The organism is Chromobacterium aquaticum (genome assembly GCF_021129195.1).
Taxonomy (GTDB): domain Bacteria; phylum Pseudomonadota; class Gammaproteobacteria; order Burkholderiales; family Chromobacteriaceae; genus Chromobacterium; species Chromobacterium aquaticum.
In genome coordinates this window covers 1-14,542 of the sequence record NZ_JAJOHW010000088.1, presented here as the reverse complement: position 1 = coordinate 14,542, position 14,542 = coordinate 1, and the positions used below count along the sequence as shown (strand labels likewise).

The window sequence follows — 14,542 nt, the reverse complement described above, 5'->3', positions numbered from 1 at the left end:
TCAGCTGGCTGCTGGCGGCGCCGCTGACGCGCCCCAGGTCCAGGCCCAGGTACAGCTCCTGGCCGCTGGGGCCCATCGCCCAGGACAGTTCGTTGCGCCACAGCCAGCCACGCTCGCTAGACAGACTCAAGTCGCCGTCGAAGCCGCGCACGGTGTAGCGGCCGCCAATCGAGAAACGGTCCTGCGGCACCAGCGCGCCCTTGCTCCACTGGCCGCGCCATTGGCTGTTGAGCCGCAGTTTCTGCGCGCCGATTTGCAGCGGCTGGGTATAGCTCAGCTCCGCGGACACGATGCTGGGCCGGGAGCCGCCGTTGCCCGTTTCCTCTTCCGGCGCGTTCAAGGCGCCCAACATGCCGCTGCCGCGCCGCCAGTTGAGGCCGGCGTCCAAGGTGGCGTCGCCCAGATAAGAACGCTGGCTAAGCCCCAGCTCCCAGCCGGCGGTCTGCCGATGCTGCAGGCGGATTTCCGTGTCTTCGACGAAGTTGCGCGATTTGCGCTGGTAGGCGCGCAGGCTCAGCGTGGTCTTGTGCGCCTGGCTGCGATACACCACTCGCGACAGGCTGAGCTGGCTGTTTTCGCTGTCGCCGCGGTACAGGTATTTCTCATTGGCGCCGGCTATGGTCTGGTGATAGCGGTAATCGTTGAGCGTGAGACCCAGCTGCCAGTAGCCCAGGGGCAGCGAGTAATGCAGCGAACGGCTTTTGGAGCCCAGCGGCTCGTGTTGGAACAGGTCCTTGCCCTGGCTGTAATAGAACAGGTCGTTGACGGTGAGCAGATTGTCCAGCGACAAGGTGGCGCTGCCCTGGTAGCGGCCGGTGGCGTCGCTGCCGCCATCGTCCAGGCTCAAGGACAGCCGGATGGGCAAGGCCTCTTTCCAGGCGATCACCAAGTCGCTTTCGCCATCGGCGCCGGCTGGTTCGATTTGGATGTCGGCATCCGCCGTCGGCACCCGCTTGAAGTTTTCCAGCGCCTGTTCGATATCGCGCAGGTTGAGCACATCGCTCGGCCGCGCCGGCAGCGCGTTGAACCAGCGCGCGCGCCACGACGCCGGATCGGCGAAGCGGATCGCATGAATGCGGCCGGGGATCAGCGTCAGCGTCAGCACGCCCGGCTTCAGGTCCTGTGGCTTGATCAACACCCGAGTGGTGACATAGCCCTGGGCGATCAAGGCGTTCTGCACCCGCTTCATCGCCAGGTTCACCCCCTGGACGCCCAGGCAGCGGCCGGCGGCGTTGGCCGCCTCCAGCGCCCAATGGAAACGCTCGGCCAGTTCGCCCTCCAGCCTGAGCTCGCGGATGGCGAAGCATGGAGCCTCGCCAACGGGGTAGTCCGCCAGCGCATCGGCCTGGCGCGGCAGGCGCACATCGGGTGCCGCCGGCTGCACTTGCTCTTGCAAGACCCGCTCGCGCTCCTGCTGCAAGATCAATTGCTGATCGGGAGACGGCGTGGCCGCCGGCAGCGCCGATGCCGGCACGGCAAAACCCAGCGCCAAAAACGCAGCCGCGACCTGGCCGGCCGGCTCACGGCAAACCCAGGCCGATACTTTCAAATGCCCCATACAAAAATAGCGTTTTCTTGAAAATCCGCGATTTTATGACAATGGAGCCCGCTCCCAATCCGTATAACTACGTAGTTGCGAATTGTTAATCTTCACACAAACACACGAAAAAACTGTTGTTTTGATTAGGAATTTTTGCTCTAGACCATTATGCCCATTCAGCCAGCGAGCCCGGTGGGACATGCTTCGGCCAAGGCTGGAGCGCAAACAAAAACATGGCTGGGATTCCGTTGGCGATGGATTCGCGCTCGGCCAAACCCCTTTCTCTTCGCATGACGTGAATCTGTAATTCACCTAGAAAAATCACATTGGAATGGTAAAAAAACAACAAATCCATGTTCGAATCTTAATACTCTCCCCAAAGTGGCAAACAAAGATTGCGGCCATTCCCCGCGCAATATCCGGTCAGCCGCGTATAATCGCAATGGTATTTTCCGGAGCCTTGTCCATGTCCTTGCCATCCCGTCTCGCGTCCGTCCTGCTCGGCGTCGCCAGCGCCGCCAGCCTGGCCGCCGGCGTCACCACCTTCAGCCCCCAGGGTGAAGTCAAAGAAGTGCAGCAGGTGCGCGCCACTTTCAACAGCAGCATGATTCCGCTGGGCAATAGCGCCGCGCCGGCGCCGTTCGCCTGGAGCTGCGGCCTGAAGGCCAAGGGCCATTGGGTGGACGACAAGAGCTGGGTGCTGGACGTGTCGGAAACCCCGGCCGCCAATACCGATTGCCGCTTCACGCCCAAGCCCGGCCTCAAGGACCTGCAGGGCAAGACGGTGGGCGCCGGCCTGAGCTTTCGTTTCTACACCGGCGCGCCGGTAGTGGTGGAACGCTGGCCGCGCAACGGCCGTATCGAGGAAGACCAGGCCTTCGTGCTGCAATTCAACGGTGTCGGCGTGCCGGCCTCGTCCCTGTATTGCCAATCCTCCAGCTTGCCGGAACGCATCCCGGTCCAGCCCTTGCCGGCCGGCGAGCGCGCGGCGCTGCTCAAGCATCTGAAGCTGGAAGCGAAATCCGCCAAGGTGCTGACACTGCGCTGCGGCCAGCGCCTGGCGCCGGACAGCAAGCTCACCCTGGTGCACCAGCGCGGCGCGGCCACGTCGGACCGGCTCAACTACCAGGTGCGACCGCCGTTCAGCGCCAGCATGAGCTGCCTGCGCGAGAACGCCAAAGGCGCTTGCATCCCGTTCAAGCCCATCACCCTCAACTTCAGCTCGCCGGTGCCGGAAAAACTGGCGATGGCGGTGCGCCTGAGCGGCGCCGGCGCCGAACGCGCGCCGCAGCCAGAGGCCCGTAGCAAGGGCGAACCGGTGGACAGCATCAGTTTCGCGCCGCCGTTCCCGCCCTTGGAAACGCTGACGCTGAAGCTGCCCAAGGACTTTGGCGACGAGGTGGGCCGGCCGCTGGTCAACGCCGAGCGCTTCCCGCTGGCCATCAAGCTGGCCGACTACCCGCCGCTGGCCAAATTCGCCGCCGCGCCGTTCGGCATCATAGAGTCCGGCGCGGACGCGGCGCTGCCCATCACCCTGCGCGGGGTGGAGGGCGATCTCAACATCAAATCGGTGCAATTGGGCGGCCAGGCGCTGCGGCTGAACAAGGACCAGGACATGATGGCCTGGCTGGCCAAGGTGCTGCGCTATCACGAGAGCTACCTGCCCGCGGGCAAGGACAAGACCATAGAAAGCCGCCGCCTGTCGCTGCTGGCCAAAGAGCCAGCCGCCCAGCCGCTGAAGCTGCCCAGCCAGCCGGACAAGCAGGGCAAATGGCCGTTCGAAGTGGTGGGCATCCCGCTGCCCAAGCCCGGCCTCTACGTAGTGGAAGTGTCGTCGCGGCTGCTGGGCAAATCGCTGCTGGCCAGCAATAAGCCGATGTATGTGCGCACCGCCGCGCTGGTCACCAATATGGCGGTGCACTTCAAGAGCTCCAAGGAAAACGCCGCGGTGTGGGTGACCACGCTGGACAAGGGCAAGCCGGTGCCGGCCGCCCGCGTCAACATCTACGACTGCAAGGGCAATGCGCTGTGGGCCGGCAAGACCGACGCCAAGGGCGTGGCCGCGGTCAAATCCGTGCTGGCGGCCGGCAACTGCGATAACGAAGAACTGTCCGGCCTGTTCATCACCGCCACCGCCAAGGACGCCAACGGCAACGACGACGTGTCCTTCGTGCGTTCCAGCTGGAACCGCGGCATAGAATCCTGGCGCTTCCCCTTCCCCACCCAGTGGAGCGACAGCCCCAACATCCTGGCCCACACCATTCTGGACCGCGCCCTGTTCCGCGCCGGCGAAACCGTGTCGATGAAGCATCTGCTGCGCACCCAGGTCAGCCGCGGCCTGGCGCAGCTCAAGCCCGGCCAGCTGCCGCAGCAACTGCGCATCGTCCACGACGGCAGCGGCGACGAAATCAACCTGCCGCTGAGCTGGCGCAATGGCCGCTACGCGGAGAGCAGCTACGCGCTGCCCAAGGAAGCCAAGCTGGGCGAATACACCCTCTACCTGGAACGCAAGGGCGCGCGCGGCCCGGACGACAAGGACAAGCCGTCCAGCCCGGAGCTGGACGGCTATTCGCTGCGCAGCGGCGGTTTCCGGGTGGAGGAATTCCGCCTGCCCACCATGAGCGGCCGCATCTCCACGGTGAAGAACGCCGGCATCGCGCCCAAGCAGCTGCCGCTCAATGTGTCCCTGTCCTGGGGCAACGGCGGCCCGGCCAAGGGCTGGCCGGTGGAAGTCAGCGCCATGCTGGCCGACGCCTACCAGCGCATCAAGGGTTATGAGGATTACAGCTTCTCGCCGCCGCAGCGCCAGCGCGAGCAGGCCGAGTCCTCGCTCGATGGCAAGGTGCTGCTGGACAAGTCCGCGCTGCAACTGGACGCCAACGGCAACGGCAAGACCACGCTGGACAAGCTGCCCAAGCTGGACCGCCGCTACGATCTGGTCACCGAGGCCGCCTACCGCGACCCCAACGGCGAAGTGCAAACCCTGACCCGCCGCATTCCGCTGTGGCCGGCTGGCCTGCAAGTGGGCATCAGCGTGGACAGCTGGATCACCGCCGGCCGCGCGCTGCAGCTCAAGGCCGTGGTGCTGGACACCGCCGGCAAGCCGCTGGCCGGCAAGAACGTCAAGATCAGCCTGCGCGAACACCGCTACCTGTCCAGCCGCAAGCGGCTGGTGGGCGGTTTCTACGCCTGGGACCACAATGAGGAAACCGACGACAAGGGCAAGGTGTGCAGCGGCGGCACCGACGGCCGCGGCCTGATGTTCTGCGAAATCAATCTCAAGGATGCCGGCGATATGGAGTTGATCGCCGAAGCCAGCGACGACAACGGCAACCTGGCGCAAAGCGCGCAATCGGTGTGGGTCAGCAAGCACGACGAGCTGTGGTTCGACGTGGACAACAACGACCGCATCGACATCCTGCCGGAAAAAATCAGCTACGCGCCCGGCGAAACCGCCCGCTTCCAGGTACGCATGCCCTTCCGCAAAGCCACCGCCTGGCTGGCGATAGAGCGCGAAGGCGTGATCGAAACCCGAGTGGTGGAACTGGAAGGCAAGAACCCGGTGATCGAGCTCAAGATCGAGCCGGGCTGGACCCCTAACGTCTACGTCTCGGTGCTGGCGGTGCGCGGCCGCGTGCGCGAAGTGCCGTGGTACTCCTTCTTCACCTGGGGCTGGAAAACCCCGAGCGAATGGTGGGACGCCTACTGGAACGAAGGCGGCGATTACACCCCGCCCACCAGCATGGTGGACCTGTCGCGACCGGCCTTCAAATACGGCATCGCCGAAATCCAGGTGGGCGACGCCGCCAAGCGGCTGGACGTGACGGTGAGCCCGGCGCGCAAGAGCTACGGCATACGCGAAACCGCCGACGTGACCATCCAGGTCAAGCTGCCCGGCGGCAAGCCGGCGCCGGCCGGCACCGAAGTGGCCTTCGCCGCCGTGGACGAGGCGCTGCTGGAATTGCAGCCCAACCGCAGCTGGGAACTGATGCAGGCGATGTACCAGCGCCACAGCTACGGCGTGGAAACCGCCACCGCCCAACTGGAAGTGGTGGGCAAGCGCCATTACGGCCGCAAATCGCTGCCTCCGGGCGGCGGCGGCGGCAAGGCGCCCACTCGCGAACTGCTGGACACCCTGCTGCTGTGGCAGCCGCGCGTGGTGCTGGATGCCAACGGCAGCGCCCGCGTCAAAGTGCCGATCAACGACGCGCTGACCCGCTTCCGCCTGGTGGCGGTGGCCGACGCGGGCAATGATTTGTTCGGCACCGGCGAAGCCGGCTTCAATGTCACCCAGGACCTGCAACTAAGCTCCGGCATCCCGCCGCTGGCGCGCGAAGGCGACCAGTTCAGCGCCGGCGTCACCGTGCGCAACGGCGGCGACAAACCGCTCAAGGTCAAGGTCCAGGCCGGCGCGCCCGGCCTGCCGGCCTTGCCGCCGCAGGAAATCAGCCTGCCGGTGGGCGAAGCGCGGCTGTTGAGCTGGCCGGTGACGGTGCCCAACGACGTCAAGGAGCTGAAATGGAGCTTCAGCGCCCAGCAAGTGGACGGCAAGGCCGCCGACAAGCTGGCGCTGCGCCAGGAAATCGAGCCGGCGGTGCCCATCACCGTGGAGCAGGCCACGCTGCAACGCGTGGCGCCGGAACTGAGCATCCCCGTCGCCTTGCCGCCGGGCGCCCTGCCCGGCCGCGGCGGCATCCGCGTCAGCCTGCAGGCCAAGCTGGGCAATGAACTGCCCGGCGTGCGCCGCTGGTTCCAGGACTACCCCTATGTCTGCCTGGAACAGCGCAGCTCGGTGGCGCTGGGCCTGGCCGACGCCAAGCGCTGGGATCAATTGATGAGCGAGCTGCCGCTGTATCTGGACGGCAGCGGCCTCGCCGCCTACTTCCCGCTGGCCGAAGGCGCGCCGGATCGCGGCAGCGACATCCTCAGCGGCTATCTGCTGGCCGCCGCCCACGAAGCCGGCGTCGCCATCCCCGAAACCCAGCGCGCGCGGCTGCTGGACGGCCTGTCCGCCTTCGTCGAGGGCCGGATCAAGCGCGATCTGCCGCTGGGCCGCCAGGACGCAGACGCCCGCCGCCTGAGCGCAATGGAAGCGCTCGCGCGCTACGGCCGCTTCCGCCCGGCCATGCTGGACGTGCTGGATCTCAACCCGCAGAAGATGAGCACCGCCATGCTGGTGGACTGGCTGGCGCTGCTGAACCGCGCCGCCGACATCCCGCAGCGCGCCGCGCGGCTGAGCGAGGCGGAAAACCTGCTGCGCGCGCGTCTCACCTACCAGGGCACGCGCATGGGCTTCAGCACCGAGGCCAGCGACAACGCCTGGTGGCTGATGGGCAGCGCCGACGTCAACGCCGCCAAGCTGCTGCTGACGGTGCGCAAGCTGCCGGGCTGGCAAGCGGACATGCCGCGCCTGCTCACCGGCCTGCTGGGGCGTCAGCAAAAAGGCCATTGGGGCACCACCACGTCCAATCTGTGGGGCAGCCTGGCCGTCGCGCAATTCTCGCGTCAATTCGAAACCACGCCGGTCAGCGGCCAGACCAGCGCCGCGCTGGGCGGCGCCAAACTGAACCTGGGCTGGCCGCAGGAAGGCGTCAAACAGTTGGGCCTGCTGCCCTGGCCCGCCGGCGGCGGCAGCCTGCAGCTCAAGCACGCCGGCGGCGGCGCGCCGTGGGCCACCATCCAGGCCGAAGCCGCCATCGCGCTCAAGGCGCCGCGCTACGCCGGCTACAGCATCAAGAAAACGCTGAGCCCGGTCAGCCAGAAAACCAGCGGCCAGTACCAGCCCGGCGACGTGGTCAAGGTCACACTGGAAATCCAGGCGCAAAGCGATATGACCTGGGTAGTGGTCAACGACCCGATCCCGGCCGGCGCCACCATCCTGGGTTCCGGCCTGGGCCGGGATTCCGCGATCAACGCCAAGGCCGACAACGACGGCGACCCCGCCGATTACGTGGAGCGCCGCTTCTCCGGCTACCGCGCCTACTACGGCTACGTGCCGCGCGGCGGCCTGAAAGCCAGCTACACCATGCGCCTGAACAACCCCGGCGCCTTCAAGCTGCCGCCGACGCGGGTGGAAGCACTGTACGCGCCGGACGTGTTCGGCATGTCGCCCAACCCGGTGTTCAAGGTAGTTGATGGCAAATAACAGACGATGGAAAGGGACCTCGAAAAACCTGCTACGCGGTCCAATAGCCGCGTTGCTTCGTGCTCGCTCCCTCGCTGTACGACTTGTACTATCTCGGTCGCTGTGCGCGGTGCGCCTTGCTCTCGAACCGCTCGCGACGGTTTTTCGAGGTCCCCGGAAGTGGCTGGCGGCGCTGGCGTTGAGCGCCGCCGCCGCGCCGGCGCTGGCCCAGCCCAGCTTTCAGCAGGTCAAGGCGGAATGGCGGCCGTCGGACGTGGTGGTGCTGGACCGCAACGGCCAGCCGCTACAGCGGCTGCGGGTGGACAAGCAAGGCCGGCGGCTGGACTGGGTGGGGCTGGCCGATACCTCGCCCGCCTTCCGCCACGCGCTGGTGGTGTCGGAAGACCGGCGTTTCTATCAACACAGCGGCGTGGACTGGTCCGGCGTGGCCGCCGCGGCCTGGGGCAATCTGTGGAACACCCGCACCCGCGGCGCGTCCACGCTGACCATGCAGCTGGCCGGCCTGCTGGATAACGATCTCAAGGTGGGCCGCAATGGCCGCAGCCTGTGGCAGAAAATGGGCCAGGGCTGGTCCGCCGCCTGGCTGGAAACCCACTGGAGCAAGGCGCAGATCCTGGAGGCCTACCTCAATCTGGTCGGCTTCCGCGGCGAGCTGGTGGGCCTGTCCGCCTTGTCCGCCACCTTGTTCGGCAAACTGCCGGCCGGCCTCAATCTGGAAGAATCCGCCATCGCGGTGGCGCTGATCCGCGCGCCCAACGCCGCGCCGGACAAAGTGGCCGCCCGCGCCTGCCGCATTCTGCAGGACATGCGCCGCCAGCCCAATTGCGCGGCGCTGGCGGTGCGCACCCGCCAGGCGCTGGCGCAGAGCCGCGCCGCCAATCCGCTGGCGGAACAGGACGCGCCCCACTTCGCCCAAAAGCTGCTGCAGCGCCAGCCGTTGACGGCCGGCAGCCGCATCGCCTCCACGATGGACCTAGGCCTGCAGCGCTACGCCGCCTCGGTGCTGCGCCGCCACCTGGCCGCGCTGGCGCAGCGCAATGTGCAGGACGGCGCGCTGGTGGTGTTGGACAACGCCAGCGGCGACATCCTGGCCTGGGTGGGCTCCAGCGGCCGCGGCCTGTCCAACGCCGCCGAAGTGGACGGCGTCACCTCGCTGCGCCAGGCCGGCTCCACCCTCAAACCCTTCCTCTATCAGTTGGCGTTGGAGCGGCGCTACCTGAGCGCCGCCTCCCTGCTGGATGACAGCCCGCTAAGCCTGCAAACCGGCGCCGGCTTGTACGCGCCGCAAAACTACGCCAAGGACTTCAAGGGCCTGGTGTCGGCGCGCACCGCGCTGGCCTCCTCCCTCAATGTGCCGGCGGTGCGCGCCATTGAAATGGTGGGCCCCAACGCGCTGCGCGACCGCCTGTACCGGCTGGGTCTGAGCAGCCTGCAGCAGGACGGCGACTACTACGGCTTCAGCCTGGCGCTGGGCGCCGCCGACATCCGCCTGCTGGAGCTGGCCAACGCCTACCGCACCCTGGCCAATCAAGGCCTGGCCAGCCCGACCCGCTGGACGCTGGCGGACCCCAAGCCCAAGCCGCAGCGGCAGCTGGACGCCGCCAGCAGCTTCATCATCGCCGACATCCTGTCCGACCGCACCGCGCGCGCACGCACCTTCGGCCTGGAAAGCGCGCTGTCCACCCGTTACTGGAGCGCGGTCAAGACCGGCACCAGCAAGGACATGCGCGACAACTGGGCGGTGGGCTTCTCGCGCCAGCGCACGGTGGCGGTATGGGTGGGCAACGCCGCCGGCGAGCCGATGTGGGACGTGTCCGGCATGCACGGCGCGGCCCCGGTGTGGCAGGCGGTGCTGGACCGCGCCCAGCAAGGCGCGCCGGCCTCCCTGCCGCCGCCCCCGCCGCCCGGCGTGGTGAGCCAGAACGTGCGTTATGAAGGGGATGTGGAAGCCAGCCGCCGCGAATGGTTCCTGGCCGGCACCGAGCGCGCGCTGATCGTGCCGGAGCGCGGCAGCGCCGCCAGCCAGACGCCGGGCATCGCCGCGCCGGTGGATGGCAGCGTCTACGCGCTGGACCCGGACATCCCGCCGGCCAACCAGCGCCTGTTATTGCGCGCGCGCGGCGTGGCCCGCCCGCAATGGTGGCTGAACGGCAAGCGCCTGGGCGCCGGCGCCAGCCTGCCCTGGTTCCCCTGGCCCGGCCGCCACGCGCTGGAACTGCGCGACGCCAAGGGCCTGGTGGTGGAGAAAATCCGCTTCGAAGTGCGCGGCGCGGTGGCCACACCTGGCCGAAAGGCCGGCAAGCCCGGGCCCCGCGTCAACTAATAGCCGCAAACGCCGCTCCATGCCGTAAACATAAATGGCGAGTCATTCCCATTTCAACGACAAGGAGCGGCATATGAAATATTCATTCGAAAACCTCGCGCTGTCCGGCGGCGGCGTCTGGGGCATCGCCTACCTGGGCATGCTGGAGGAACTGGAGCGGGCCGGCGCGCTGGCGCAAATCCAGCGCGTGGTCGGCTCCTCCGCCGGCGCCATCTCCTCCATGCTGATCAGTTTCCGCCTCAGCGCGGCCAAGACCCGGGAGCTGTCCGACTCCCTGGACTACAGCAAGATCCCGCAAAAAGTGGCTGATCCGGCCACGCCGCAACTGCAGGCCGCGCACAAGGCCTTCCAGGCCCAGCTGGCCCTGCAACCGCACGCGAACAACGTCTCGCTTGAAGACTTCATCTGCCTGCTGCGCCTGTTCAACAAGAAAGGCTGGTATTCCAGCGACTACTTCTACCACTGGCTGAAAAATGTCGTCGCCAGCCAGTTCAAGGACGGCCGGCCGGACAAGAAATACACCTTCGCCGACTTCGCCAAGCCGGCGCTGCACAAAAACGACCAGCCCTTCCGCCAGCTCCACGTGATAGGCTGCGACGCCAACGCCCATCAAGCCAGAATATTCTCCGCCGAGCTGACGCCGGACGTGGAAGTGGCCGAGGCGGTGCGCATCTCCATGTCTATCCCCTTCTTCTTCGAAGCGCAAAACTTCAGCTACCCCGGCCAACAAGCCGGCGTATTCGTCGACGGCGGCACTATCTGGAACTACCCGATCAACTTCTTCGACGACAAGTACCCAGCAAAGCCCAAGCAGGGAGAAGATAAGGAGGAGGAGAAAACCTTCGGCGCCCGTTTCGACGCGCCGCCTGGCAAGCAGTCACCGGACGCCAACCTGATCCAGCACATCCAGAACATCGCCCAGAGCGCCTGGCAAGCGCAAAACCTGAACTATCAGTATTCGCCGCGGGATCAGGCGCGCAGCATCAGCATAAAAACCGGCGACATCAGCGCTACTGAATTTGACATCAGCCCCGGCGACGACAACTATCAGCGCCTACTCCAAGCCGGCGCCACCGCCACCCGCGACTTCCTCGCCGGCTGCGAAAGCTAAGCCAGCCCCCGCGCGATAAGCGCGGGGGCATGCAGGGCCTACCTTGATCGCCTCACTCCCACGCAACTGGCCTTTTTATCCATGTTCTGCTGATTTCGTGCCTCGCGCCCCAAAACTGGCCTTTTTGTAGATATAAGACCAACTGCATTAGGCCGCTTTCCACCACACTTAAGTACCGCGCCTCTTAAATTCAATCACCCAGATTTCCACTTAAGTATTTTCGCACCGGCTAATCGTTCAAATCGGGCCTTATGCTAATTGGGTGCGACTTGCCATGACGACTCGGCTTCCGAGATCAATACACTCTCCTTGCCTGCCGCCTGCTCCATACCGGAAAAACCGCCGCACTCGCCTATTCACATATTCCCAACACTAAACGCAACGGAATCCCGCATGCGCTCAATATATGTCTTTTTTCAGGAGTAGATCTCATGAGCACCAAATGGAATGACATCTTGATCAGGAAAGCGCTCAACGATACCGGCATCACCCCTTATACAGGAGGAACCTGGACCAACTCCCCAGACATCATTCCGAATGGCATTTCGGTCGAACCTCACCCACAGCAAGCATTCGGGGCCAAAACTTATAATGCCGACGTTGGCAAACCCACAATCTTCATGCAGCAGAATTATTTCTATGTCCGTGGCAAAAACCTGTCCTCCGGCGCCGATTCAGGCAAGATTTATCTGTACTACTGCCCGCAAAATCTGTTTTTGTTTCCATCGCTATGGTCCAAAAACCAACTCAAAACCAGCTCGAACCAAGACTATGTACAAGTGGTGGCCAATGATGTGAATGAGGTTACCGTCACGCCGGAGCCCTTCACCTTTTTGCCCACATCGGAAATCCACAGCTGCCTGATTACCCGGATCAGCACCGCCAACCACCCCAACCCCCTGCCGCCGGATGGGGAAATCAGCACCATGGCTCAATTGGCCAGCTACATTGCAAGCCACCCCAATATGGGATGGCGGAATGTAACTTTGGTAAACAAGGGCATTCCTACTTATACCGACCACTTCACCCTGGACACCACCTCCTTGCGGCCAGGCACCGAATACCAGTTCCTGATAGGCCTGAGCTACAAAGGCCTGACGCCCGGCAGCATACTGGCTTTCTCTTCCGGAACCCCAATTCCCTCCGGCCCCGACAAGGGCCGCATCATTCAACTTCCCCCAACCCCCGTGGATCAATCCGATGGCTCTTTGGGCACCAGCTACCTGACGATCCCCGCCGGCTTTAAGACCAGCGTTTCGTTTACCTACACCGCCAAACCACCCATCCAACAAGACTGGTCCGTGCAGTTCTTCGCGATCTATGTGCTGCCACACATCGCCTCCAACAGCGACGAGCATACCGTTCACGACCTCGCCATCCCGGTGCATGAACATGGCATCCCCGGCCTGGACATCCACCATCCGCTATTGCGCTTGGCGTCAAACGGCATTGTGCCGAGTATTAAATTAGGCGACGTCAGCCTGATCGGGCAGTAAAAAAGCCCCCGGCGAACGCGAGGTTCGCCGGGGGCTTTCCATTTCGCGCCATCGGCTAAAGCCAGGCGGGAAAGTAGCCTCAACGCTGGATCAGATAGCGTATCGTCGGGCCGTCCTGCTGGATTTCCAGCACGGTGTAGCCATGGTTCTTGGCGTCCAGCGGAATGTTGTTGATCGACTGCGGGCAATCGGTCACCACCTCCAGGATTTCGCCCGGCCGCAGCTGCGGCATCGCCTCCAGCGTGGCCACCGCCGGATACGGGCAAGGCTCGCCCATCATGTCCAAACGGTAATTGGGAGTGTAACTCTGCTTGCTCATGCCGCCTCCTTGCTGAATCTAGCCGTCCGCGCCTTATTGGCGAAAAAGCGTTTTTCCCACCACATCACCGCCAGCATCGCCAGCGCCAACATCGCGTAAGTGAGCACCAGGCCGCCTTGCGGGCCAAACACCGCCAGCAGATTGACCTTGGCGTAATCGGTAGCCACCGCCGGCGCGATATCGTCCCACCACGCCGCCAGCAAGGTGGCACCGACGATATTGCCCAGCCCCACCCACCAATAATGCACCTGGCCCTCCACCGCGCGATACATCCAGCCGGTTTCGCAGCCGCCGGCCAGCACGATGCCGAAGCCGAACAAGACCCCGCCTATCACCGCATTCGGGCCGGCCCACAGAATCTTGGGCGGCACGCCCAGCTGCACATAGCTGTACACGCCAATCACGCTCACCGCCATGCCGGCGATGATGGCCTTGGCCATCTGGGTGCGGCCGGTCAGCCACAGATCGCGGAAGGCCGAGGTGAAGCACACCTGCGCGCGCTCGATGATCAGACCGAAAGCCAGGCCGAACAAGGCCGCCAGCCCCAGCTTGGGCATGGAGAAGGTGCGGGCCAGCGCCCACAGCGTGAAGGCGACGAAAATCAGCATGCCCAGGCGGAAACGACGCCGCGCCTGGTCCTCGCGCTGCTGCAAGGGCTGCGGCGCGCTCACCTTCTGCAGCTTCACCGGGATGCGGAACACCGGCAGCATGGTCACGCGCGCGCCAAACCAGGAACCGGCCGCCGTCGCCAGCGCAAACAGCCAGGCATGCAGGGAAAACTGCGGAATGCCGGTGAAGAAGGCCGCCAGATTGCAGCCCATCGCCAGCCGCGCGCCAAAACCGGCGATCAAACCGCCCAGCACCGCCTGCGCGATGCGGACGCGATGATGCGGCATGCGCAGCTTGACGTTATTGGCCCACAAGGCCGCGGACAGGCAGCCGGCGAACATGCCTATGATCATCATGCCGTCCACCCGGTCCAGCGGCGTGCCTTCCAGGTGGATCACCTTGAAATAACCCCAGGTTTCCGGATGAAAGCCAAACAGCTGCAAGGCGTGGCCGCCCCAGCGCGTGAACTCCCCGGTCACCGCCCAGAAAGTGCCGGTAATGCCAAAATAATAAGCGGACAACACCCCGGCGGCGATCACCGCCGGCACCGGCGCCCAGAAGCGCACCAGGTATTGCGTCTTGAAATCCTGCCAAGTCATGGCTCAGACGTCTCCCAATAAAAAAACCTGCCCGCGGGCAGGGTCAAAAACATACGGTTGGCATTGTAGAACAGTGCGTGAACCATGTCAGCGCCAGATTGTCGCACCCACGGCCGTCCGCGGCAAACCCGAAACCGGCCCGTCTTGATCCGGCTCAGCCGACGTCGGCCTATCCAACTGGTTTCGATTAAAACAAAATCCCTTTGGCATCAAAGCCTTTGTGCCGACCAGCAAAAACACATAGAATAAGCTCGCTTTTTAACAAGAACTATCAACAGCTGCTGAAACCAGCAGCTGCCAGCGGCGCGAAACCCGCATGCAGCCTGTGTTCGCCCCGATAAAACCATCGCTCAACGAACCTTAAGCCCATGGATCTCAACACCCTGCTCGCCAGCTTCGC

Annotated in this window: 8 protein-coding genes; 4 read left to right on the top strand and 4 right to left on the bottom strand. The window is 64.7% G+C overall.

The window, feature by feature from the left end; translation table 11 throughout:
- Nucleotides 1-1,558, bottom strand: a 1,558-nt coding sequence (locus LQT98_RS13730; protein WP_231462880.1) for a ShlB/FhaC/HecB family hemolysin secretion/activation protein, incomplete at its 3' end; no start/stop codon positions are given.
- 148 nt (nt 1,559-1,706) lie between these two features.
- Nucleotides 1,707-1,895 carry a hypothetical protein gene (locus LQT98_RS13725; protein ID WP_231462879.1) on the bottom strand — a complete coding sequence of 63 codons (189 nt, stop codon included), beginning with the start codon at nt 1,893-1,895 and terminating at the stop codon, nt 1,707-1,709.
- A gap of 111 nt (nt 1,896-2,006) precedes the next feature.
- On the opposite strand from LQT98_RS13725, the gene LQT98_RS13720 reads away from it, so the two are divergent.
- The 4 genes from LQT98_RS13720 to LQT98_RS13705 all read left to right on the top strand — a co-directional run bounded on the left by LQT98_RS13720 (nt 2,007) and on the right by LQT98_RS13705 (nt 12,615).
- The gene (locus LQT98_RS13720; protein ID WP_231462876.1) at nt 2,007-7,685 is read left to right on the top strand and encodes an alpha-2-macroglobulin family protein; all 5,679 of its coding nucleotides are present in this window, start codon (nt 2,007-2,009) and stop codon (nt 7,683-7,685) included.
- Between the two features lie 178 nt (nt 7,686-7,863).
- Nucleotides 7,864-10,008 carry a penicillin-binding protein 1C gene (gene pbpC / locus LQT98_RS13715; RefSeq protein ID WP_231462874.1) on the top strand — a complete coding sequence of 715 codons (2,145 nt, stop codon included), beginning with the start codon at nt 7,864-7,866 and terminating at the stop codon, nt 10,006-10,008.
- 73 nt (nt 10,009-10,081) lie between these two features.
- On the top strand, nt 10,082-11,119 hold the full coding sequence (locus tag LQT98_RS13710; RefSeq protein WP_231462871.1) for a patatin-like phospholipase family protein: 1,038 nt from the start codon (nt 10,082-10,084) through the stop codon (nt 11,117-11,119).
- 431 nt (nt 11,120-11,550) lie between these two features.
- Entirely contained in the window at nt 11,551-12,615 is a 1,065-nt protein-coding gene (locus LQT98_RS13705; protein WP_231462868.1) for a hypothetical protein, read from the top strand.
- A 79-nt stretch (nt 12,616-12,694) separates the two neighbouring features.
- On the opposite strand, the gene yedF is transcribed toward LQT98_RS13705, so the two are convergent.
- Complete coding sequence (gene yedF / locus LQT98_RS13700) at nt 12,695-12,934, bottom strand: sulfurtransferase-like selenium metabolism protein YedF (RefSeq protein WP_048415196.1); 240 nt, start codon at nt 12,932-12,934, stop codon at nt 12,695-12,697.
- Nucleotides 12,931-14,142, bottom strand: coding sequence for a selenium metabolism membrane protein YedE/FdhT (gene yedE, locus LQT98_RS13695; RefSeq protein WP_231462866.1), 1,212 nt, complete (start codon nt 14,140-14,142; stop codon nt 12,931-12,933). The genes yedF and yedE overlap by 4 nt, the downstream gene beginning before the upstream one ends.
- Nucleotides 14,143-14,542 lie beyond the last annotated feature (400 nt).

Coding starts and splice junctions, on each gene's coding strand:
- LQT98_RS13725 (WP_231462879.1), bottom strand. CDS start 1,895: ATGGATTTGTTGTTTTTTTACCATTCCAATGTGATTTTTCTAGGTGAA.
- yedE (WP_231462866.1), bottom strand. CDS start 14,142: ATGACTTGGCAGGATTTCAAGACGCAATACCTGGTGCGCTTCTGGGCG.
- LQT98_RS13710 (WP_231462871.1), top strand. CDS start 10,082: ATGAAATATTCATTCGAAAACCTCGCGCTGTCCGGCGGCGGCGTCTGG.
- yedF (WP_048415196.1), bottom strand. CDS start 12,934: ATGAGCAAGCAGAGTTACACTCCCAATTACCGTTTGGACATGATGGGC.
- LQT98_RS13705 (WP_231462868.1), top strand. CDS start 11,551: ATGAGCACCAAATGGAATGACATCTTGATCAGGAAAGCGCTCAACGAT.
- LQT98_RS13720 (WP_231462876.1), top strand. CDS start 2,007: ATGTCCTTGCCATCCCGTCTCGCGTCCGTCCTGCTCGGCGTCGCCAGC.